The following is a 21,221-nucleotide window of genomic DNA, read 5'->3' on the forward strand; positions in this document are numbered from 1 at the left end:
AGCGTCAGGCAAGGTTCAGGCGTCGATCTTGTCCGATTCAATTTTAAATGTGCGTTTCTGGAACTTCACATTGCTCGTCGGGCCATACCATTTGAAAAACAGTTTTTCCGCCTCGCCCGATTTTTCCAGTCCACGCAGCACCTGGTCGACGGCCGTTTTCACGCCCGTCTCGCCCTTGCGGATGCCGAAGGCAAATACTTCCTGGCTGATGTTTTGCGGCAGCACAAGGTAATCGTTTTGCGCGGCGCCCAGCTTGGCGTAGTTGTTCAGCAGCGAGACCTCATCGTCGACATAGCCAATGCCCTTGCCTTGCTGCAAGCCCAGATACGCCTGGCCCGCCGTCTCGAACGTCACCACCTCCACGCCGGGCACGGCCTTGCGGAGATTCGGTTCCTGCGTGCCGCCCTTGACGGTCAGCACTTTCTTGCCGGCCAGGCCGGCGACCGTCGTGATATTGCTGCTTTTTTTGACCAGCACGCGCTGGCCCGTGTAGAACGTGGACAGCGAGAAATCGATCAGCGCTTCGCGCTCCTTGTTGTGCGTCAAGGATGCCGTCAGGATATCGATGCGGCCCTGCTGCAGTTCGGGAATGCGGGCAGCCACGGCCAGCTGTTTCACGACTGGTTTGACGCCCAGGCCCTGGGCGATGGCGCGGCACAGGTCCACTTCATAGCCGACCAGCTGGCGCGACTTGGCGTCGATGAAACTGTTTGGTTCGTCCGTGCCCAGGGTGCCGCAGACCAGCTCGCCTTTCGCCTTGATGGCTGCCAGCTGGTCCGCTTGCGCCACCTGCGTGAAAGCGATGCTGGTCAATAACAGGGCGGCGAAATAAAGGCGGGTCTGCATGGGATTCCTCTGGTGGATAATGAATGCCGCCATTAGACCGCAGCGCCCATATTTCCAAAAAGGAATCTTTTCAGCCTTGCTTATAAAGAATTCATCTAAGGCGGATGATCGCCGCCTTGGCCCCCTCGGCGCCCGGATAGCTGGGGTCGAGCTGCAGCGCCTGGCGATAGGCTGCCACCGCCTGCGGACGCAAGCCTTGCTCCACATAAAACTCGGCCAGACTATCGTGCAGATTCGCGTTCTGCGGATGCAGGCTCACGGCCGCCTGCAGCACGGCCATGCCTTGCGCCACGGCGCCGCTGCCTTTCAAACGGTAGGCTTCCAGGTTCAGCGCCGCCGGACTGGCCGCGCCCAGCGGATCGCGGGCCAGCGCTAGGCGCAGGGCGGCAAGGGCAGGCTCCGTCTTGCCGGCGCGCAGCAAGGTCAAGCCTTGCAGCGCATGCGCGCCGTCGCTGAGCGGATACAGTTCCACGGCCAGGCGGCTGGCCGCCAGCGCCGCCTCGGTCTCGCCGCGCGCGGCCGACGCTTGCGCCAGCTCCTGCAGCTCGGACACGAAATCGGGATACGCGCGCTGGCCGAGGAAAGCGGCGCGCAGCTTCCTATCCAGCTCAGGAATGCGCACAGGCCCCATCGGCCAGGCGATGGCGACCGTGTGGTCCCAGCTGGCGGCCAGGGTCACGATGGCTTGCTCGAAGGCGGGGGCGAAGCGGGGCAAGGCGCCCGCCTTTGTGCCTTGTGACAACAGAATATAGTCGCGCGCAAACGCCAGCGCACCGCCGCGCGAGTAAGTGTTCAGGTCGACGCCCGACCGGCGCAGCGCCCCGGCCATGCTGGCGCCGGCCGCCAGGAAAACGCGGCCGCCTGCGGGATGGCGGGCCGCTTCGATGTAGGCGCGCGCCGCCGTGGCATCGGGCGTCAGCGCTTGCCCGTTGATTTGGGTAAAGGCTACTCGCGTGGCCGCCGCATCGGCATACGTTTGATCCGTGCGCTCGGCATAGGCCCTGCCCTCCTCGAACATGCCTTGCGCCACCTGGTAAGCGCGCTGCGCGCCCGCATCGGCGATATACGTGTGCAACTGCCACGGCTCGCCCGTGACCACTTCGAACAGGCGCTGCACGAACGCTTCCGGATTGATGCGCTCGAGATTGGCGGCGACGGCAAGGGTCAGTTTGCGCGAGGGAAAGCTATACAGATAGGTGACGGTTTCCGGCTGCTGGCCGCTATGGGCGATGGCATAGCGCCCGCCCGTCGGGAGGACTTCCCAGCCCATGCCATAGTCCGTCAAGCGGCCCGCGCGCGTGGCCATCGGCTGCACCATGGCGGCCACGCTGGCCGCCGACAGTATCTTGCCTGCATGGACGCCCCTGCCGAACGCCAGCATGTCGGGCACGCTGGCGCGCGTACCGCCGGCGGAAAAGCGGCTGCTGATGTCGACGAATTCCGCGTTTTTCAAGGTCTGGCCGTCGAGCCGGTAGCCGCGCACGCGGTGGGCGATCACGGCGTCCGGGTCGTCCATCACGATGGTGTCCATGCCCAGCGGCCCCCATACGTGGCGCCGCATGTAGCCGCCATAGCTTTCACCAGAAACGCCCTCGATGACGGCGCCCAGCAGGTTATAGCCATAGCTGGTGTAGCGGAAGCGCGTGCCCGGTTCGGCGATCAGGTCGAACTGCTCGAAGACGGCGATGGACTGGCGCGTATCCTTGTGCTCCTTGAAATGCTGTTCCGCCTTGCTGTCGCGGTAGGCATCGATGCCGCCCAGGTGGCCCAGCAGCTGGCGCACCGTCACGGGAAACGCTTTGACGGGGAAATACGGCACATAGGTTTGCACGGGCGCGTCGAGGTCGACCTTGCCCTGTTCCACCAGTTGCAAAATGGCCACCGCCGTCATGGGCTTGGTAACGGACGCCAGCCGGTAGCTGGAGCGGGCCGTGGCCGGCACGCGGTTTTCCAGGTCCGCATAGCCATAGCCTTTTACCCATTCCACCTCGCCCTGGCTGAAACCGATGGTGACGCCCGGGATGCGCTGCGTGCCCATGCGCCGGGCAACCCAGCCGTCGAAGTCCGCCAGGCGCGCGGCCAGCGCAGGAGCGGGAACAACAGCGGGAGCGGAGGCGGCCTGCGCCGCGCCGCAGAACAGCGCCAGCGCGCCGGCGAAAGCGTAGTATTTGCTGCTTTGCATAGTCATTATTCCATGGTAAGGGCCATGTGCACAGCACGGCGCTGACGCATGGTAAGTGTCTTTTACACACTTTTGGCGGGCCGTGCACGAAATGCACGTGGCTCGCACGAATGGCACCGAAGTTGATGAAAATGTTGCAAAGGGTTGGCAAATGAGCAGCTACAATGCCCGCCATGTCCTCCCTCTTCCGCTACCTGCTGCGGTACTGCCTCGCTTGCTGCCTGGCCTTGCCCTGTTTCGCCATGGGCATGGACCGGCTATCGCTGGACGAGGGCTGGCGCGCCTGCGGCGCCAGTGCCGCCGCGCCCGCCGCCGCGCTGCACCAGTTGCTCCGGCCGGGACAGCTGCTGTGCGTCGAGCGCGCTGTCACCCTGGCCGCCACGCCGACGTCGACGCAGCTGCTGGTGCTGTCGGCGCTGGCTTCCAGCGAGCTGTGGCTGGATGGCCACTTGATCGGCAGTAATGGCCAACCGGCCCGCCAGGCCAGCGGGGAGCGCGCGGGCGACATCGATTTCGCCATCCACCTGACGCCACAGCAATTGACCGTCGGCAAGCACCATCTGCGTCTGCTGCTGTCGACGCAGCAGGCGCCGGCCCGCCTGGCGTCGCCATTCTATGCGCTGTATCTGGTCGACCGGCAAGACTACCGCGCGGCGCTGGCCTGGCACCGGCTGCCGCCGCTGCTGCTGGCCGGGGCGCTGGGCGCCGTCGCCCTGCTCTTCCTCGCCTTGACGGTGCTGTATCAGCGGCAGCGGCACTGGGCCATGTTTGCCGCGCTGTGCCTGGTGGCGGCGCTGCTGCTGGTGGTGGAACTCTGGCGCAGCGTGACCGGCTACGCCTACCCCTGGCACTTGCCGCGCCTGTACGCCGTCAGCGCCCTGACCTGGCTGTTTTCCGCCCTGCTGCCCCTGTATTTTTATACGGCCTGGCGCCTGCCCCGCTGGCCGCTGGCGGCGGTGGTGTTGCTGGCGTGCGTCGCGCTGGCCGGCGCGCTGCCCGCGCATTTCGACACGCGCTGCTGGCTGATGTTTTTAACGGGCCTGGCAGCGAGCCTGCTGCTGAACCTGGGCGCCCTGTGGCGCCGCTTGCCGGGCAGCCGCGGCGGCACCTTGATCGCGCTGGCTTCGTGCGCCCTGTTCCTGCTGACGGGCAGCCAGTTTGCCGAAGGCGGTTTCGCCCTCGTCGTGTGCTTCTTGCTGCTGCCCCTGTGCGCGCAACTGCTGGCGCAGCTGTTGAGCGAACGCGGCAAGGCGGCGCGCGCCCGGCAGCTGGAAACCCAGCTCTTGCGCAAAAGCATGCAGCCGCATTTCCTGATGAATTCCCTCAGCCTGATCGGCGAACTCAATGCGCAATCGCCGCAGGCGGCCGAAACCTTCGTCGAGGCACTGGGCACCGAGTTGCGCATGCTCAACGAGTTTGCGCAACAACCGAGCATTGCCCTGACGCAGGAACTGGCCCTGTGCGAGAATTACCTGAGCATCATGAGCACGCGGCTGCAGCAGCCGTGCCGTTTGCAGCTCGATGGCGAGGCGGCGGGCGTCACCGTTCCGCCTGCCATCCTGCTGACGGCACTGGAAAATGCGTTCAGCCACAACCGCTACCGCCACGGCGCCCACTTCGTGCTGCACAGCGCCAGGCTTGCGCAAACGCAAGTGCTCACCCTGGTCCTGCCCGAAGGCGAAGCGCGCGCCCATGCGGGCGGCGGCGTGGGCGAACAGTACATCCGCGCCAGCCTGCACGCCGTGTTCGGCGATGCGGCCCACTATGCCAGCGAACAGCATCAGGCAGGCTGGCGTCTCACCTTTACCTTGCCGGCGGCGCCATGAATGTGTTGATACTGGAAGATGAACCGTTGATCGCGCAAGGCCTGGAACGCGAGGTGCGCGCACATTTCGGCGCGCGCCTGACGGCGCTGGCGCTGCATGACAATGTGCCGCAAGCCCTGGCCGCCCTGGCGCAGGAGCAGGGCCAAGAGCAGGTCCACTTGCTGCTGCTGGATTTGAATTTGCACGGCGCGGACGGCTATGACCTGCTGCGCCTGGTCAAAAAGGCCCCGTTGCAGACCATCATCATCTCGGCCCATGCGGAACGCTCGATCACGGCCTTCGAGTTTGGCGTGCTCGACTTCGTTGCCAAGCCTTTCAGCCGCGAACGGCTGCACAAGGCGCTGCAGCGCTATACGGAACGACAGACGCAAGCGGCCTCGCTGGCCGTCAAGAAACGGGGCGCGCTGGAATGGATCACCATGGCCGAGATCGACTACGTGCAAGCCGATGGCCACTACAGCAACATCGTGCTGCGCAGCGGCGAACAGTGCTTTCATGACTTGCCTATCGACAAGCTCATGGCCCTGCTGCCGCCCCACTTCCTGCGCGTGCACCGCTCCTACATCGTCAACAGCCTGGGCTTCAAGCGGCTGCAGATCGGCGCGGGCGGCAAATACGCGCTCGACACGCAGACCAGCACGGGCATCCCCGTCTCGCGCAGCAGCTATCCCGCGCTGAAACAACGGCTGCTGGGCTGAAGTCCCCGCTTACCAGTGCCGGGCAAAGTTGGGAAATGGCGAGGCCATGTGTTCGGGTTCCACCGGTGGCGCCATCCAGTCGCGCGGGTCGACCTTGTAGTACTGCAAGAATTGCGCATACAGTTCTGCGTGGTGCTCGGCCATCTGGTATGGCTTTTCAAAGAAGGTTTCCGTGGCCACGGCAAAGAATTCGGCGGGATTCGTGGCGCCGTAATGGTCCATCACGCTTTGCTGCTGGAGCATGGCGTCATGGCGCAGGTTGTCGAAGTCGCGCGACAGCACGGTGGCCCAGCTGCGGTAGCTCGACACGCTGGGCAGGTACGGCGCGCCATTCGCGGCGCCCGATTCGCTGTCGAGCTGGTGGGCGAATTCATGCAGCACCACATTGTGGCCATCGGTCCAGTCGGCCGCGCCCCGCTGCACGTGATCCCAGGCCAGCACCACGCGGCCGTCGCCCCAGGACTCGCCCAATAAACCGTTGGCCGATGGCGTGACCACGCCGCCCGGTCCCACTTCATTGCGCGTGACGATGAATTCCGTGGGATACACGAGGATGGTGTCGAGTTCGGGATACACCTGCGTCTGGCGATTGAGCAGCAGCAAACAGGCCTGGCCGGCGATGGTATAGCGCATCTCGTCCGTGATCTCCAGGCCGCCGCAGCCGACAAATTTCTTCTGGTACAGGAATTGCACGACGAGACGACGCAACTGCTCCTGCAGCGGGGCCGGCATGCGGGGATACACGGGAATATTCTTTTCCAGCACGGCCAGGCCTTCGGCCGGCAAGGGCCGGGCCAAGGCCCGCTTCAAGCGCCAGCGGGGAAACCACAGCGACAAGACGATGGCGGCCGTGACGAGGGCGATCCACAGCAGCGGATTCATGCGGCGGCCCGTTTCAGGACAGCGATGGCAATCAGGCCAAGGGAGACGGTGTAGGCAGACAAGGACAAGCTCCTTCGAATGAACCCGCATCGGAACGGGCGGGCAGTCCAGCCCACATGGGGTTGATTAACATCTTTTCAATCCGCCAGGATCAAAGGGCGAGCTTCAACGCCAAAAGCCGGGGCGTAACCCGGCTTTCATTACAACGTCACAACGCCTGACAAAACCGATAGGTTTTACTCGGCCGATTTTTGCTGCGGCGCGCCAAACAATGCCGCCACCAGCGGATCGCGCGTCACGGGACCGCGGTTGACGCGGATGGCGTAATGCGTGTCATCGGCCAGGATGTGGAAGTGACGACCGCTGCCTGCCATGCTTTGCTCGCGCAGGCCGGGACGGTCCTTGCGCGGTGGCGCGCCTTCGCGTTTCGGCTGGACGATGGCGGCCAGGAAGGCGCGCACGCGCTCAGGGTCCGGCGTCAGCTGGTACACTGCCTTGCCCAGGTAGGTGGCGGTGCCTTCGATGTAGCGAGCCAATTCGATCACGCCCGCTTCGCGCAAGTCGCGGATGTATTTGCGGGCGCCCGATGGCGAAAACTTGAGGAACCAGGCGATTTCATCGGCCAGCATCTCGTGCAGCGACAATTCGCCGATCAGTTTTTGCATGTTTTCGATGCGGCGCAGGGTGGCCGACGTCGAACGCACGCGCTCGATCGGTGCCATGGAAATGGGATTCAGGCGCTCCGGGGGGATGGGTGCTGCGCGCTCTACCATTTGCGAGCCTTTTTCGGGGCTACGAAGTTCCTGGTGCGCTGCCTTTAATTCGCTCTTCACGTGAGACTGAGTCATTGCATGCATTTGAATACTCCTTTTAAACGATTGCCGGTAGCCCGGATTGTTAAGTTCTTGGCAATTTTTATACCAGAACACCACGAATCCTGAGCGTCTGGACATAGAATGCCACCCTGCTCTTCCCTGGTCTGTGCGTTAACGAACATTAGAAGCAAGAAAGTGAAAAATATTGCCCTAGTGAATTCTTTCTCTCGCGGCATCTCAAAATGACATCTAAAAGCACTGCACTTCCCCCTCTGCGCTCCCATTCATGGCGCAAAGTGAAATAGCGAACAGAAGCGGAAGCTCCATTGCAATAAATTCAAGCTTCGCGATACTTCAACTCTTGCAAAGGAAACATCATGAAAATGCCTGCCCTGTTGGCCGCCGCCTTGCTCGTCACCCTGTCCGCCTGTAAAAAACCGGCAGATGCGCCACTACCCGAAACGGCGCCCAACCCCACGTCCGCGCCACAAGTGATGCCCGCCCCCGTCACGCCAGCCGTACCGGAAACGGGTCCCGGCCACGTCACGCCGCCCGCGCCACTGACCGATCCGGCCACCGCGCCGGCACTGCCGCCCACCACGGCGCCGAAATAAACCCGCCAGCCGGCGATCGATCAGGCGCCCGCGCGGCGCCGCCCCTACTCCACGGGGGAGTTACGCGTTGCCAGCCTGTTTGCAACGCGTTTTTTTACGATTGGAGTCGGCCACGCCGTGAAGGTTCACCCGCATGCCGTCCCGCATGCGCAGCGCCCGGAATGCGGCAATCCGCACAAGTTTTCCCCTCGCCGTGCGGAAAGACGGAATATCGATATTTCCCATTTTCAATAGAATCAAATTAAACCTTTATAAACAATCACTTGCAATAAACGCCAAAATGCGCTCCACTGGCACGGAAGATGCTTTTATATTTTCATAACCGCCATCAGAGCGGCAGCCTGACCCAATATAAAAACCATCTACCTTTTTTGGAGACAACAGCATGGCAAGCACCTTCCGTATCTCGTCCTTCCTGAACACCAAGGCACTGGCCGTGGCCGTCGCACTGGCCGCGCAATTCCCGCTCGCCGTCCACGCGGCCGACCTGGTTCGCCTGGGCAACCTGAAATTCGCCCATTACGGCGCCGTTGCCTACATGAAGGAAATCGCGCCCAAATACGACCTGAAAATCGAGGAACGCATCTTCGCCAAGGGCCTCGACATCGTGCCGGCCATGATCGCTGGCGAAATCGACGTCTCCGCCAGCGCGCTGGAAGCGGCCATCACGGGCCGCGCCACGGGCTTGCCCGTGTACCTGGTGGGCGGCTTCGCCAAGGGCGGCGTGCAGATCGTCGGGCGTCCCGACCTGAATATCAAGGGCATTGCCGACCTGAAAGGCAAGAAAGTCGGCGTCACGCGCGGCGGCCCGCAGGAAATCCTGCTGTTTGCCGAACTCACCAAGGCCAAGCTGACCTGGTCCGACAAGCCGGGCAAGGACGTGCAAATTTTGTACATGGGCTACCCGGACCTGAACCAGGCGCTGCTGACCAAGGATATCGACGCCATGAGCCAGTCCGAGCCCTACTCCACGCAGGCGATCCACAAGAAATACGGTTCGGCCATCATCAAGCCCTACGACACGCCGCTGGGCGAGCCCGTGCGCGCCCTCGTGATGACGGAAAAAATGTACAAGGAAAAGCCGGCCGTGGCCCAGCGCTTCATGGATTGCTTCGTCGCCGCCACGCGGGCGTTTTTGGCCGACCCGAAACTGGCGGAAAAATACGTGCGCGAATCGATGTTCAAGAATCAGATCACGTCCGAGGATTACCGCGATGCCATCGACAACGCCATCTTCACGGAAGACATCACGCAGAGCCACGTGCAGCTGACCACCGACTACATGGTGAAATTCGGCGTGGGCCGCATGGCCAAGCCGCCTGCCGCCAAGGACTGGGTCAAGCTGGACCTGCTGGAAAAAGCCAAGAAAACCTACGCACCTCGTTAATCTGAAAGTGTCACGATGAATATTCAAATGATGAAACGCTTCGCGCACGGTGCCATCGTGCCCGTGGTCGTGTTGCTGTTCTGGCAGGCGCTGTCCACGTTCGGCTGGATCAATCCGCAAATCCTGCCCTCGCCCGTGGCCGTGCTGGTGAAATGGTATGAATACCTGATTCCCATGCAAGCGTACACGCCCGAGGCGGGCAATTACCTGGTGTGGATGTTCTCCGGCGAATTGCCGCATGACGCCTGGGCCAGCCTGTCGCGCGTGCTGGGCGGCTTCGCCATCGGCGCCGGCCTGGCCTTGCCGCTGGGCTTGCTGATGGGCACCAACAAGACCATCTATAAACTGTTCGACCCGCTGGTGCAGGTGCTGCGCCCGATTCCGCCGATCGCCTACATCCCGCTGGCGATCTTGTGGTTCGGCCTGGGCAACCCGCCCGCCTTCTTCCTGATCAGCATCGGTTCCTTCTTCCCCGTGCTGATGAATACCATCGCCGGCGTGCGCCAGGTCGACGGCATCTACATCCGCGCCGCGCGCAACCTGGGCGCCAGCCAGATGACGATGTTCCGCCGCGTCATCCTGCCGGCGGCCACGCCGTATATCCTGGCCGGCGCGCGCATCGGCATGGGCACGGCCTTCATCGTCGTGATCGTGGCGGAAATGATCGCCGTCAACAGCGGCCTCGGTTTCCGCATCCTGGAAGCGCGCGAATACTTCTGGTCTGACAAGATTATCGCCGGCATGTTTACCATCGGCCTGTTCGGCCTGGCCATCGATATGGCCATGAATGCCCTGAATAATCATTTGCTGCAGTGGCACCGCGGCCTGGAACACTGAGAGGAACGGTCATGACCACGATCAATATCAATGCAGTCAATAAAATCTTCACCACGGGCGGCGCCGACGTCATCGCCCTGAAGGACATCAACCTGGAAATCGCCAGCGGCGAGTTCATCTGCCTGCTGGGGCCGTCCGGCTGCGGCAAGTCGACCCTGCTCAATGCCATCGCCGGCTTCTCGCAGCCCACGTCGGGCCAGATCCTGGCCGGCGGCAAGCTGATCACCGAGCCCGGTCCCGACCGCGGCATGGTATTCCAGGAATACGCGCTGTTCCCGTGGATGACCATCGAGAGCAATATCGCTTTCGGCCTGGAAATCGCCGGCAAGACGCCAGCCGAGATCAAGGAACGGGTCGACATGCTGCTGAGCATGCTGGGCTTGACGGAATTCCGTGCCCGCTACCCGAAAGACTTGTCCGGCGGCATGCGCCAGCGCGTGGCCATCGCCCGCGTGCTGGCCCTCGATTCGCCCATCATGCTGATGGATGAACCGTTCGGCGCGCTGGATGCCTTGACGCGGCGCAACCTGCAAGATGAATTGCTGAAAATCTGGAAAGTCTTCGGCACCACCATCGTCTTCGTCACGCACTCGATCGAGGAATCGGTCTACCTGGCCGACCGCACCATCGTCATGACCTACCGTCCCGGCACCATCAAGCGCGACGTGGCCATCGACCTGCCCCGCCCACGCGACCCGAGCGCCCCCGAGTTCAACCACCTCAAGCGCATGCTGGGCGAGATGGTAATGGAAGAGCAGCAGCGTCATCACAATGCGGAAACGATGGCCAGCACTGCAGATTAGTGTTGCCTGACCCAACCGCAACGGCCGGGGTCGGACCCTGAGGGTCCGACCCCAGTCCTTCGCTTTGGGGTTACATCTGAACAAACAAACACACGGAGCACCATGGCATTCGGCAAATGGACCCTGAGACCCGCGCTCGCCCCCCTGCTGGCCGTGGGGTCACTGGTCTTGCTGACGTGGGCGTCGTATGCCTGGGTCAAGCAGCGCCAGCTCGATGAATTGCACCGCACCTTGGATTCGCGCGCGGAACTGTATGCGGCGTCCATCGGCGGCGCCCTGAATAAATACGAATTCCTGCCCCTGGCCGTGGCCCAGAGCGATGCCGTGGCGCAATTGCTGGAACAGCCCAGCGCCGACAAAGTCACGCAGATCAACGCCTACCTGGTCGACATGAACCGCCGCGCGGGCGCCTTTGCCGTCTACGTGCTCGACGACAAGGGCACGACCCTGGCATCGAGCAACTGGCAAGACCGCAGTTCCTACGTGGGCGTCAACTACGGCTTCCGTCCGTATTTCAAGAATTCCATCGCGGGCGGCATCGGCCGCTTCTACGGCATCGGTTTTTCCACCTTCGAGGCCGGCTATTTCATTTCGCAGCCCGTGCTGCGCGACGGGCGCATCATCGGCGTCGTCGCCGCCAAGGTCAACCTGGACTGGATCGAGCAATCGTGGCGCACGCCCGGTGCGGGCGAACAGATCTGGGTCAAGGATGCGAATGGCGTGATCATCCTGGCCACCACACCCGCCTTCAAGTTCAAGACCCTGGCCCCGCTGTCGCCGGCCGCGAAGAACGATATCAGCGCACAACGCCAGTTCCTGCAGGAAAACCTGCCCATTTTGCCGCACAAGGTGCTGCGCCAGTTCGCCGACGGCGCCAGCGTGATGACCCTGGAGCGCCAGCAGTCGGGCGACACGCCGGCCCTGTCCGGCAGCGCCGACAAAGTGGACTATCTGGCCGTGAACCGCGCTCTTGGCCCGCTGCAATGGCAAATCACCGTGCTGGCCGAACTCGACCAGGTCAACGAGGCGGCGCGCAACGCAGCGATGGCCGCCGCGCTGGGCTGGGCCTTGCTGCTGCTGGCTCTGATGTATGCGCGCCAGCGCCGGCGCCGCATCGCCGACAAACTCAATGCGCAGCAAACCCTGGCGCGCGCCTATGAACAGCTGGAAATCAAGGTCGAGCAGCGCACGGCCGACCTGGTGCACGCGAATGGCCGCCTGCAGGCGGAAGTGGCCGAGCGTGAGCGGGCCGAGCAGACCTTGCGCTATGCCCAGGCGGAACTGGTGCAAAGCGGCAAGCTGGCGGCCATCGGCCAGATGGCGGCCGGCGTCACGCACGAGCTGAACCAGCCGCTGGCCGCCCTGCAGACGTTTTCCGACAATGCCAAGGTGTTTTTGGCACGCGGCCAGATCGATGACGCGCTCGACAATCTGTCGACGATTTCCGACCTCGTCAAGCGGCTCGGCTATGTCACCTCGCAACTGAAAGGCTTTGCGCGGCGCAGCGACGATGCGCGCAAACCCGTCAGCGTGCGCCAGGCGTTTGCGCAAACCATGCTGCAAATCCGCACGCGCAAGCATTCACAGCGCCTGACCCTGCATGAAAGCTGGCTGGAAGACGACATCATCGTGCTGTGCAACGCCATCGGCCTGGAACAGGTGTTTACTAATCTGATCACCAACGCCATGGATGCCGTGCCGGAAAGCGAGCCCGTGCAGATATGGTTCCAGGTGCGCCGCGAAGGCGGCCTTGCTGTACTGCATATCACCGATAATGGCCCCGGCATCCCGCTGGCCTCGCTCGACAAGATCTTCGATCCCTTCTATACCACCAAGGAACACGGGCTGGGCTTGGGATTATCGATCAGCGCAGGCATACTGCGCGCGGCCGGCAGCGCACTGGCCGTACGCAACCGCAGCGCGCAGGAAGGGGGCGGCGCACAATTTACCATCACCCTGAGCTGCGACCCGGGGGATAGAGACGAAGGAAACATCTGATGCACGAGAATAATTTTGAAGGCATGCAAGTGCTGCTGGTGGAAGACGACGCCGTCGTGCGCAAGGGCGCCCGGCAATCGCTGGAACTGGCCGGACTGCAAGTGACGGCCGTCGCCACGGCCGAGGAAGCGCTGCCCTGGCTGGTGCCCGAATTTGCCGGCATTTTATTGAGCGATATCAAGCTGCCCGGCATGGATGGCTTGAAACTGCTCGATATCGCCGTGGCGCAGGATGCCAGCCTGCCCGTCATCCTCGTCACCGGTCACGGCGACGTGTCGATGGCCGTGGGCGCCATGCGCCGTGGCGCCTACGATTTCATCGAAAAACCGTTTTCCGCCGACTTGCTGGTGGAAGTGTGCCGCCGCGCCCTGGATAAACGCCACCTGGTGCTGGAAAACATGAACTTGCGCCGCCAGCTCGAACAGCGGGTCGGCATCGAGGCGCGCATCGTGGGCCGCAGCGCGGCCATGGCCAAGGTGCGCCAGCTGGTGCTGAACCTGGCGCCGAAGTCGGCCGACATCATCATCCTGGGCGAAACGGGCACGGGAAAAGAACTGATCGCGCGCTGCCTGCACGACTTCAGCGAGCGGCGCGACCACCCTTTCGTGGCCATCAATTGCGGCGCCCTGCCCGAGTCGATTTTTGAGTCGGAACTGTTCGGCCATGAGGAAGGCGCGTTTACGGGTGCGCAGCGCCAGCGCATCGGCAAGATCGAATACGCGAATGGCGGCACCCTGTTCCTCGATGAAATCGAAAGCATGCCGCTGGCCCTGCAAGTCAAACTGCTGCGCGTGCTGCAGGAACGGCAAGTGGAGCGGCTCGGCTCGAACAAATTGATATCCGTGAATTTCCGCGTCATCGCCGCCGCCAAGGAAGATTTGAATGTGCTGGCCGAGCAGGGCAAGTTCCGGCCCGACCTGTATTACCGCCTGAACGTGGCCAGCCTGACCCTGCCCGCGCTGCGCAACCGGCGCGAGGATATCCCGCTGCTGTTCGAGTTTTTCGTGCTGCAGGCTGCCCTGCGCTACGGCCAGCCGGCCGCCCTCGTCAGCGGCGAGCTGATCTCGTCCCTGATGGCGCAGCGCTGGGCCGGCAATGTGCGCGAGCTGCACAATGTGGCCGACCGCTTCGTGCTGGGCTTGCTCGACGACACCCTGAGCCCGGCCGGCTGCCGCGAAGCATCGCTGGCCGAGCAGGTGGACACCTTCGAGATTTCCATCATCGAGGAAGCCTTGCGCCGCCATAACGGCAACGTCATCGATGCCGCAGCTGCCTTGAATATCCCGAAGAAAACCCTGTACGACAAGCTCAAGCGCTTCGATATCTCGACGGAGCAATTCCGATAATCAGTAGCAACTAGCCGACACAGCCATGCGGCGGCGTCCTACCCTTGCCGGCGCTCTCCTGTGTGAGAATGCCATCTCACATCAACACTTTGCACAGGACACCACCATGAAAACCGCCGCGCTCTTGCTGGCCGCCACCCTGATGACCGTCGGCGGCGCTTGGGTGCAAGCCCAGTCGACGACGAATGTCAACCAGACGGGCAACCACACCAACAATCCGAATGATCCGGGACAGCAATCGGACGAATCCGACAAACTCGACAACAAGGGCAAGCTGGTGCACGACGCCAAGCCAGCCAAGGCGCGCACGGACAAGCGCACGCGGCGCGGCAAGCCCACGGCCACGCCGGCCGCCAGCGCAACGGCCTCCTCGCCACCAGCGACGACGCGCTGAACTACAGCATGTGGCGGTCGAACAGCCAGGTGCCGTAGCGCTCGACAAAGACATAGGTGTTGGAATAGTGGGGCTGAGTATTGCTGAGTCCCACGAACTCGACCGTCAAGCTGATGGTCTGTGCGTCATGCACGGTCCAGTTCCATAAGCGGCGCGCAAGCAGATAATTGTAGTCATCGATACGCGGCGGCTTGATCAAGGCCAGTTCGCCGTTGTGGGTCGTCACCATGCGTATCGCATGCGCAGGCTGGCGCACCTGCCCTGTCATCTGGAAAAATTGCACGATCGGATTGATGGCCGCCTTGACAACCGCCAGCTCGTCGGCGCGGGTGATGCCGGACAAGTCCACGCGCCGCTTGAATTTCCGGTTCGGCGCCTCCTCCATAAAAGCCAGATCCAGCGCGCCTGGCACAGACGCCGAAGCGGCGCGCATGGCATACGGCGCATCTTCCGCCTGCGCGGCTGGCAGCGCGAGCGCGCTGCACAGCAAGGACAGCAATATCGATAAGCGTAATGTCATGGGCTAACTCCTGCAACGATCCATGCCGCGAAACGCGCGGCCCGCTGATGCCGGTCGCAGGTGGTCCTGATGCCGCCTGCAGCTCGCAGCATAAGACAATCGTGCACAAGTGAACAGTAGCCGTACGCTATCATCGCATCATTAAAAAATAACAAGGATGGCAATGAAAGCAGCATGGCAAACGATGGTGGCGGCAGGCGTATTGGCGGCCGCAGGCGTACAGGCGGCGCCGACGGTGGGCGAGTGCATGGAACTGACGACGGGCGTCAAGTTCAGCAAGAACAATGGCGACGCGCAAGTCAACGTCGAGGAAGTCTTCGAAGGCAAGAAACTCAAGGGTATCCAGCTGATCCTCGACGGCGGCGTCTTGCTGGCCACGTCCTACCAGGACATCCGCGACGGCCAGGTCTTTCTGACCGGCATGGTCCATTACAACGAAGACGGCAGCGTGCGCAGCAAGAACGTCTACACGCCGCAGTCCGCCATCCCCGCCGCCATGCGCCCCGGCCAGGAAGTGCGCGTGCAGTTCACGGACACGCAAACGAGCACCCACTACCCGCTGGCCGGCCTGTCCGACAAGATCACCACCTCCACGCGCACCGATAAACGCGATTTCTCGATCACCTTCCTGGGCTGGGAACGCCTGGAACTGGGCGGGCGCCGCTTCCCCGACGCCTGCAAGTTCGAACTGCGTGACGTGGGAGGCAAAAGCAAAGGCAAAAGCGGCGAATACGTGTGGTATGCGCAGGGTTTCGGCGTGATCATGACGGACAAGCTGGGCCAGGATGGCGAGGTGCAGCCCGCGTATCGCATTGCGCTGACGAATATCATCAGCGCACCCTAAATACTTTGACAATATTGCGCTAGAATCGGTGACACACTTCTTACTAGGAAATCATGTCGCCGATCGAACGCAAATGGTGGTTCATGCTGCCCGTCATGACGGTCGCCGCCGTCGCCACCCTGTTCCTGCTCGACAGTGCCAACGTGCCAAACACGAACCTGTTCGCGCGCAGCCTGATTTTCGGCCTGTGCTTCGCATCGCTGCACCGCGGCCTGTCGTTCTGCATCTGGATGGGCCTGCTATGGGGCGCGCCGGGGCTGGCGGACAGCAAGCTGGCCAAGGGCAAGCCAGCCAGCCGCTAGCGCCTGCACCTACGGCATCGCTGCATTCTTTCCGGCAAAGTTTGCGCAAGCACAACTAATCTGCCATCGCGCCCCTCTACACTGTCCTGTCTGGTCAGCATGGAGCGGCGATGGCGTATCCCAAACTTCCGTATGTCAGCGGCAAGAGCAGCGCCCTGCTGCACTGCGACCGCATGCAGGACGCCATCGTGCGCATCCGCCCCGAACTGCCCGGCAACATCATCGTCATCCATGGCGTCAATGACGTGGGCACCAGTTTCGGCGCCGTGGAAAAGGGTTTATGCCAGGGACTCGATGCGCGCATGTATGGCGGCGGCCACGTGTTCACCCCGGCCGCGTACCGTATGCCGCAGGAATCCGATAAGCGGGAAACCCTGGCCGATCCGGACGCCATCTTTTTCAAGCGCCAGCCTGATGACACGACGTACAGCCCCGTGATCCCGTTTTACTGGGGTTTTCGCGAACAAGGCAACGCCAGCAAAGTGGTCAACGGCCAGAACACGGACCGCTACGGCAACCGCCTGGACAAGGACATGTCGAAGAACGGCGGCCCGTTCGGCAATGCCACCAACACCCTGCCCGACATGTGGAACAAGGGCTTGTTCTCGCCATACGACGTGGGCGGCGACCCCGTGCGCCCACTGATGACGGCGCCGGGCCGCATGTACATGGTGCTGGCGGCCAAGCGCCTGGCCGCGCTCATTGCCATGATCCGTGACTACGACAGCAACGACGTGGTTTCCATCGTCGCGCACAGCCAGGGCTGTCTGATCTCGCTGCTGGCACAGGCCTTCCTGCTCGACGAAGGCAAGCGGCCCGCCGACACCTTGATCCTCACGCACCCACCCTACAGCCTGGTGGAAGACACGTCCATGTTTTTCGGCGCGGCGGAATCGAGCCGCATCTTCGGCGGCGGCCGGGATGCGGTCATGCGCAAGCAGTACATGGCCATCAACGACCGCCAGACCTTCCATGCGCGCCTGCAAACGCTGGTGCAGATCGTACAAGGCGTGGTGGCAAAAAAACATGCCACACCCGCTTTTGCGCAGATCAAGGATCACGCCGTCTGTCACGGCATGGCGGGCGCGGCATGGCGGGCGGAAGCGGACCGCGACAACCGGGGCAAGGTCTACCTGTACTTCTGCCCCGAAGACATGACGGTAGCGCTGGACAATATGCAGGGCATCGGCTGGCAAGGCGTACCCGATCATCAGAACGGCCATGGCCTGTCGACAAGCAAGGGCAAGAAGGAGGGAGGTATCTGGGGCGCCGGTCCCACTACTTGGGAAAAGGAGTATCAAATGCGCAAGCCGCTGGCGGAACTAGGGGCGGGATTTTACCAGCGGGTCTTTACCAACAAACAGCGGTCCAATGCAGCTGGCAAGAATAGCGGGCCGGTGCTGGTCGGCCAGCCGCCGCACGACTTCGCCCTGCGCCTGGAAGGCGAGGACGACCACGCCCACGTGGCCGGCGCCAACCGTGGCCATCGCGGCAACCATGACGAGGCACCATGGCCGCCCGTCAAACCCGGCAAATGGAATATCTTTTCAACGGAAGCGGGCCGGCGCGAAGGCTTGCGCACGATCAATGGCGAAGCGCTGCGCGCGCCCAGGGCGGCCGTGCTGGACGGCGGCGAGATCCGCCCTGGGCAATTCCCCAAGGATTCCGACCAGGCCAAGCTGCCGCGCGACCAGCAAGGACCGTGCGAAGAGGTCGATCCGATCGATGCGGCCATCGCGGTGACCAGCAAGAAAGGTTTGCGCATGCGCAAGCAGGAAATCATGGCCGATCCGCGGCCGCTCAAGCATCGCATTCCCGAATACGGCGTCGGCATGTTCGGCTCGGGCCAGCGCGATCAGGTGGAAAAAGCCCTGAACCTGGGCAAGGAAGCAGGCGACCAATGCAAGATCGACCGCGTCTCGCGCCATCCGGGCGGCGGCGACAATCTGCTTGTGAATCGCGAAGAAACCCCGAACGAGGCGCGCAAGCGCTGGCAAAACGAGGTCAGCCCCAAATCCTTCCACGGCGCCATCATCGGCAATGCGGAAAACCACCGCAACGTGACGGCGTATGACGTGGCCATTGGTGGCGGCAAGGCGAGCAGCGATCCAAGGTTTTATGAATATTTGTGCGCCGTTGCCGACTGGCGACTGCAAGGCGATATCCGTAATCCAGTGCGACCATCCATCCCCCGATGGAATGACTTCAAGAAAAAATTTGCAATCTACCTGGCGGCAGAACCGGCGCAGCGTCAGCTCATTATTAAGGGCAACGCCGACTACTACAGCTCGGGAGTATTGCCAGCCTTCGTGCCTGCCTTGCAGGCGGGTCTACCATCCACTGTCGTGTGTGAAACAATCAACGGCAGGCGTACCGAATCGGTCATCACGCCAGTCGTCCACAAGCCAAGCGACGATATCCCAAAATGAAAAGTGCATTTCCACGCTTACGCTATCCACTCGGTGCAGCCCTCATCGTGCTGGTACTGCTCGGGTCGTTGTTGATCAGCCCATCACCTTTCTTATTGGAGTCCACGATGAGCAGCAAAATATGGCGGCACCTGCAATGGCTGTTGCTGATCCCCCCCATTGTAGCTGCCGCATTGCTCGGTAATCGCTGGCTGCATTCGTCCAAGCCTGTGGCCGTCGCACAGCCGCAAGTGCAACAAGCGGCGCCCAGCGAGCAGGACAAGCGTGAATATGTGCTGGAAGTGATCGGTCTGGGCGTCACCCTGGACAAGTACCGGCAGGGCAAACTGTGGGAAGCGCTGCAACAGGGTAATACCTATGCCAGCATCCGCGAACAGGACAAGGAAAAATACACCTGGGACGCCATGCAAAGAGCTGGGATAGCAGGTGGCCGCGGCGGCGACACGCTGGAGAATGGGGCGAGGGATATTCCCATGTATTTCGGCGTCCCCGTTTTCAATGCTGAGCCACCGATCTTCAATTCGCGCATGCTGGACAGCCCCGACTCACCGGCCATAGGCCTGGCCGGTGGCGCCGCGTCATCCGGCCTGCACTGGCATCTGTTCGCCAGTGGTCCGCGCCGCCTGAGCGAACATCCGGACCGCATTTTGGAAGAGGTATTTGCCTTTTTCGATGCCAACCCTGACGTACCGTACATCGTGCTCAATTCCGAAGACAGCATGCCCACGCGCGACCTGTACAGCCCGGACAACTCTCCGCCGCTCACACATGACGGCCGCTACATTCCCGAAATGCCCGACGCCTCCGCCCTGTTCGTGCTGGCGCGGCGCGAACGCATCGACGCAGTGCGCAAGTTCGCCTACGATGACGCGCCGCCCGAGGACAGCGTCGATGACTTGAATACCTACGGCGTGGCGCGGCGCTTGTATCTGGCGTATGACAAATTGATGCGGGCAGTGCCCCATCCAGACAAAAAAGAAGACCCAAATGCATTTACCCAGCGCCAGCCATCGATCTCCGAATGGCTCCCCGTCGCCGCGCAATTCGCCCGGCGTTCCGACATCCGCGGCACGGGCAGCTTCAGCATGGTCGACAGGCTCCAGCACAAGACTTATCAGCCACCCAAAGACTGGCAACCCACGCCCTGGTTTCCCTTGCCCTTCAACAAGGAACAACTGGCCCAGCTGGATCGTCTGCCGACCTTCGGTTTCATCCACCGGCCGACTTTTATCAAGATGACGGATGAACACGGCAAGCCGCTCGCGCGGCGCGACCAGCGCGAACAAGCCTTGCAGGCGGGCTGGCAGCAAGCCTTGCGCAGCTTGCCGGAAGCGGAGCGTCCCGCCGCGCCGGCGCGCCTGGTCGCCGCGACGGGCGGCAATCAGGCCCAACTGGTGACACTGCACAAGACCTTGCTGAAACATGCGGAAGATGGCGGCACGGAACTCGACAGCGGCAATACGGCGCAATGGATAGACACGGATCAGCGCCTGGGCAACACGGGCGCGGCCACCCTGTTCGTGCAGATGGCCATCGCCGTGATGGGCAGCTACCGCGATGGCGGCGTCAGCGCGGTGGTGAATTTGCGCAACCCGGACGAAGCGACCATCGTGCTGGTCAGCCCGCCATCGGACGAAAAACGCCGTACGCAAAAACACCCGCACGGCGGCGACGTGCTGCGGCATTACGCCACGCCCGCCATCGACCCGGCGAATTATCCAGCGAACTGATTATTTACCCTGTACGGCAAGTTGCGCCAGCGCATTGCCCCGCACCTGGAACGCCACCTGCGCCACCGTCTTGCCGGCATCATCGACGAGGGCCAGCGCATGCTTGCCCGGCACGGGGCGCCAGCTGATGCTGTCAAGGGCCGCGCCCATATCCTTGCCGTCGAGCACCCAGCGCAAGCCGTGGCTGCCCTGCGCCTGGAAGAACACGCGCTGCAGGGCGGGCGGGATGTCGGGGTCGATGGCGAGAATGCTGTCCTCGGCCGGATAGACGATGGCGGGCGGTTTGACGGTGTCGCCCAGCACGGCGATGACGGGGCTTTCCGTGCCAGTGATAAACCATTCGCGGCGCGGCGCTTCCAGCGCGGGCTGGTACGCCACCATCTGCTGCAGCACGCCGGACGGCGCTTTCGGGGCGTGGCTGGGCACGTTCTTGTGCAGGTAATCCATCACGTCGCGCCACACGGGCGCGGCGCCCGTCACGCCCGACACGTCCCACATGGGCTTGCCGTCGAAATTGCCCACCCAGACGCCCACCGTATAGCGCTCCGAGTAACCCATGCACCAGTTGTCGCGCATGTCCTTGCTCGTGCCCGTCTTGACGGCGCTCCAGAAATTCGTTCCCAGCTCGCTGCGCAAGCCAAAGGTCATGCTGCGCGCGGCGCGGTCGGCCAGGATGTCGCCGACGATGAAAGCGGCGCCCGCTTCCATCACGCGGCGCCGGTCCTTGCCCGCCTGCCCCGGCTGCAGGCTGGCCGTGCTGTACAACCC

20 protein-coding genes and 1 pseudogene are annotated in these 21,221 nt (G+C 62.7%); 13 read left to right on the forward strand and 8 right to left on the reverse strand.

Annotated elements, in window-relative coordinates:
- Positions 1-15: 15 nt before the first annotated feature.
- Together K0F86_RS17980 and K0F86_RS17985 are read right to left on the reverse strand one after the other, a co-directional pair.
- Complete coding sequence (locus tag K0F86_RS17980; protein WP_219135668.1) at positions 16-846, reverse strand: transporter substrate-binding domain-containing protein; 831 nt, start codon at positions 844-846, stop codon at positions 16-18.
- 91 nt (positions 847-937) lie between these two features.
- The gene (locus K0F86_RS17985; RefSeq protein WP_219135669.1) at positions 938-3,028 is read right to left on the reverse strand and encodes a serine hydrolase; all 2,091 of its coding nucleotides are present in this window, start codon (positions 3,026-3,028) and stop codon (positions 938-940) included.
- A 173-nt stretch (positions 3,029-3,201) separates the two neighbouring features.
- On the opposite strand from K0F86_RS17985, the gene K0F86_RS17990 reads away from it, so the two are divergent.
- Both K0F86_RS17990 and K0F86_RS17995 read left to right on the forward strand, forming a co-directional pair.
- Complete coding sequence (locus tag K0F86_RS17990) at positions 3,202-4,854, forward strand: histidine kinase (RefSeq protein ID WP_219135670.1); 1,653 nt, start codon at positions 3,202-3,204, stop codon at positions 4,852-4,854.
- Positions 4,851-5,552, forward strand: a complete 702-nt coding sequence (locus K0F86_RS17995) for a LytTR family DNA-binding domain-containing protein (RefSeq protein WP_219135671.1) — start codon at positions 4,851-4,853, stop codon at positions 5,550-5,552. Before K0F86_RS17990 ends, K0F86_RS17995 begins: the two co-directional genes overlap by 4 nt.
- A gap of 9 nt (positions 5,553-5,561) precedes the next feature.
- Here K0F86_RS17995 and K0F86_RS18000 read toward each other — a convergent pair whose 3' ends face one another.
- Positions 5,562-6,434, reverse strand: a complete 873-nt coding sequence (locus K0F86_RS18000) for a zinc-dependent peptidase (RefSeq protein WP_219135672.1) — start codon at positions 6,432-6,434, stop codon at positions 5,562-5,564.
- Positions 6,435-6,670: 236 nt separating this feature from the next.
- On the reverse strand, positions 6,671-7,207 hold the full coding sequence (locus K0F86_RS18005) for a winged helix-turn-helix domain-containing protein (protein ID WP_099760033.1): 537 nt from the start codon (positions 7,205-7,207) through the stop codon (positions 6,671-6,673).
- Between the two features lie 419 nt (positions 7,208-7,626).
- Between K0F86_RS18005 and K0F86_RS18010 the strand changes: the two genes are divergently transcribed.
- Positions 7,627-7,863: a hypothetical protein gene (locus tag K0F86_RS18010; RefSeq protein WP_219135673.1), complete on the forward strand. Its 237-nt coding sequence runs from the start codon at positions 7,627-7,629 to the stop codon at positions 7,861-7,863.
- 60 nt (positions 7,864-7,923) lie between these two features.
- Here K0F86_RS18010 and K0F86_RS18015 read toward each other — a convergent pair whose 3' ends face one another.
- Positions 7,924-8,103 (reverse strand): hypothetical protein, encoded by a 180-nt coding sequence (locus tag K0F86_RS18015; RefSeq protein ID WP_219135674.1) that lies wholly within the window; start codon positions 8,101-8,103, stop codon positions 7,924-7,926.
- Positions 8,104-8,112: 9 nt separating this feature from the next.
- Positions 8,113-8,250: a hypothetical protein gene (locus K0F86_RS18020; RefSeq protein WP_157750971.1), complete on the reverse strand. Its 138-nt coding sequence runs from the start codon at positions 8,248-8,250 to the stop codon at positions 8,113-8,115.
- Here K0F86_RS18020 and K0F86_RS18025 point away from each other — a divergent pair.
- The 6 genes from K0F86_RS18025 to K0F86_RS18050 all read left to right on the forward strand — a co-directional run bounded on the left by K0F86_RS18025 (position 8,249) and on the right by K0F86_RS18050 (position 14,628).
- A complete protein-coding gene (locus tag K0F86_RS18025; RefSeq protein ID WP_219135675.1) occupies positions 8,249-9,250 on the forward strand; it encodes an ABC transporter substrate-binding protein in 1,002 nt (333 codons plus the stop codon). The genes K0F86_RS18020 and K0F86_RS18025 overlap by 2 nt on opposite strands.
- Before the next feature lie 27 nt (positions 9,251-9,277).
- On the forward strand, positions 9,278-10,087 hold the full coding sequence (locus tag K0F86_RS18030) for an ABC transporter permease (RefSeq protein WP_373917182.1): 810 nt from the start codon (positions 9,278-9,280) through the stop codon (positions 10,085-10,087).
- Between the two features lie 11 nt (positions 10,088-10,098).
- A complete protein-coding gene (locus K0F86_RS18035; RefSeq protein ID WP_141172357.1) occupies positions 10,099-10,890 on the forward strand; it encodes an ABC transporter ATP-binding protein in 792 nt (263 codons plus the stop codon).
- A 102-nt stretch (positions 10,891-10,992) separates the two neighbouring features.
- The gene (locus tag K0F86_RS18040; protein WP_219135676.1) at positions 10,993-12,888 is read left to right on the forward strand and encodes an ATP-binding protein; all 1,896 of its coding nucleotides are present in this window, start codon (positions 10,993-10,995) and stop codon (positions 12,886-12,888) included.
- Entirely contained in the window at positions 12,888-14,234 is a 1,347-nt protein-coding gene (locus K0F86_RS18045; RefSeq protein WP_219135677.1) for a sigma-54 dependent transcriptional regulator, read from the forward strand. Before K0F86_RS18040 ends, K0F86_RS18045 begins: the two co-directional genes overlap by 1 nt.
- A 106-nt stretch (positions 14,235-14,340) precedes the next feature.
- The gene (locus tag K0F86_RS18050) at positions 14,341-14,628 is read left to right on the forward strand and encodes a hypothetical protein (protein WP_219135678.1); all 288 of its coding nucleotides are present in this window, start codon (positions 14,341-14,343) and stop codon (positions 14,626-14,628) included.
- 1 nt (position 14,629) lies between these two features.
- On the opposite strand, the gene K0F86_RS18055 is transcribed toward K0F86_RS18050, so the two are convergent.
- Positions 14,630-15,148, reverse strand: a complete 519-nt coding sequence (locus K0F86_RS18055; RefSeq protein WP_219135679.1) for a hypothetical protein — start codon at positions 15,146-15,148, stop codon at positions 14,630-14,632.
- A 163-nt stretch (positions 15,149-15,311) separates the two neighbouring features.
- On the opposite strand from K0F86_RS18055, the gene K0F86_RS18060 reads away from it, so the two are divergent.
- The 4 genes from K0F86_RS18060 (at position 15,312) to K0F86_RS18075 (ending at position 20,453) form a co-directional block, all read left to right on the forward strand.
- Entirely contained in the window at positions 15,312-15,992 is a 681-nt protein-coding gene (locus K0F86_RS18060; RefSeq protein ID WP_219135680.1) for a hypothetical protein, read from the forward strand.
- Between the two features lie 53 nt (positions 15,993-16,045).
- Positions 16,046-16,294: a hypothetical protein gene (locus K0F86_RS18065; protein WP_219135681.1), complete on the forward strand. Its 249-nt coding sequence runs from the start codon at positions 16,046-16,048 to the stop codon at positions 16,292-16,294.
- 110 nt (positions 16,295-16,404) lie between these two features.
- Complete coding sequence (locus K0F86_RS18070; RefSeq protein ID WP_219135682.1) at positions 16,405-18,723, forward strand: DUF3274 domain-containing protein; 2,319 nt, start codon at positions 16,405-16,407, stop codon at positions 18,721-18,723.
- Between the two features lie 107 nt (positions 18,724-18,830).
- Positions 18,831-20,453, forward strand: coding sequence for a DUF2875 family protein (locus tag K0F86_RS18075; RefSeq protein WP_219135683.1), 1,623 nt, complete (start codon positions 18,831-18,833; stop codon positions 20,451-20,453).
- Here the strand turns inward: K0F86_RS18075 and K0F86_RS27620 are convergent.
- Positions 20,454-21,221: pseudogene (locus K0F86_RS27620) on the reverse strand (penicillin-binding protein 1C); the annotation flags it as partial.

The sequence above is a fragment of the Janthinobacterium sp. UMAB-60 genome, from assembly GCF_900095235.1.
Classification (GTDB): domain Bacteria; phylum Pseudomonadota; class Gammaproteobacteria; order Burkholderiales; family Burkholderiaceae_D; genus Janthinobacterium.

Bases quoted from the DNA above. Each gene is read 5' to 3' on its own strand.
- K0F86_RS18050 (WP_219135678.1), top strand. From the start codon at position 14,341: ATGAAAACCGCCGCGCTCTTGCTGGCCGCCACCCTGATGACCGTCGGC.
- K0F86_RS18040 (WP_219135676.1), top strand. From the start codon at position 10,993: ATGGCATTCGGCAAATGGACCCTGAGACCCGCGCTCGCCCCCCTGCTG.
- K0F86_RS18070 (WP_219135682.1), top strand. From the start codon at position 16,405: ATGGCGTATCCCAAACTTCCGTATGTCAGCGGCAAGAGCAGCGCCCTG.
- K0F86_RS18060 (WP_219135680.1), top strand. From the start codon at position 15,312: ATGAAAGCAGCATGGCAAACGATGGTGGCGGCAGGCGTATTGGCGGCC.
- K0F86_RS18075 (WP_219135683.1), top strand. From the start codon at position 18,831: ATGAGCAGCAAAATATGGCGGCACCTGCAATGGCTGTTGCTGATCCCC.
- K0F86_RS18065 (WP_219135681.1), top strand. From the start codon at position 16,046: ATGTCGCCGATCGAACGCAAATGGTGGTTCATGCTGCCCGTCATGACG.
- K0F86_RS17995 (WP_219135671.1), top strand. From the start codon at position 4,851: ATGAATGTGTTGATACTGGAAGATGAACCGTTGATCGCGCAAGGCCTG.
- K0F86_RS18010 (WP_219135673.1), top strand. From the start codon at position 7,627: ATGAAAATGCCTGCCCTGTTGGCCGCCGCCTTGCTCGTCACCCTGTCC.
- K0F86_RS18030 (WP_373917182.1), top strand. From the start codon at position 9,278: ATGATGAAACGCTTCGCGCACGGTGCCATCGTGCCCGTGGTCGTGTTG.
- K0F86_RS17985 (WP_219135669.1), bottom strand. From the start codon at position 3,028: ATGCAAAGCAGCAAATACTACGCTTTCGCCGGCGCGCTGGCGCTGTTC.
- K0F86_RS18005 (WP_099760033.1), bottom strand. From the start codon at position 7,207: ATGGTAGAGCGCGCAGCACCCATCCCCCCGGAGCGCCTGAATCCCATT.
- K0F86_RS18045 (WP_219135677.1), top strand. From the start codon at position 12,888: ATGCACGAGAATAATTTTGAAGGCATGCAAGTGCTGCTGGTGGAAGAC.
- K0F86_RS18035 (WP_141172357.1), top strand. From the start codon at position 10,099: ATGACCACGATCAATATCAATGCAGTCAATAAAATCTTCACCACGGGC.
- K0F86_RS18020 (WP_157750971.1), bottom strand. From the start codon at position 8,250: ATGCTGTTGTCTCCAAAAAAGGTAGATGGTTTTTATATTGGGTCAGGC.
- K0F86_RS18025 (WP_219135675.1), top strand. From the start codon at position 8,249: ATGGCAAGCACCTTCCGTATCTCGTCCTTCCTGAACACCAAGGCACTG.
- K0F86_RS17990 (WP_219135670.1), top strand. From the start codon at position 3,202: ATGTCCTCCCTCTTCCGCTACCTGCTGCGGTACTGCCTCGCTTGCTGC.
- K0F86_RS18055 (WP_219135679.1), bottom strand. From the start codon at position 15,148: ATGACATTACGCTTATCGATATTGCTGTCCTTGCTGTGCAGCGCGCTC.
- K0F86_RS18000 (WP_219135672.1), bottom strand. From the start codon at position 6,434: ATGAATCCGCTGCTGTGGATCGCCCTCGTCACGGCCGCCATCGTCTTG.
- K0F86_RS17980 (WP_219135668.1), bottom strand. From the start codon at position 846: ATGCAGACCCGCCTTTATTTCGCCGCCCTGTTATTGACCAGCATCGCT.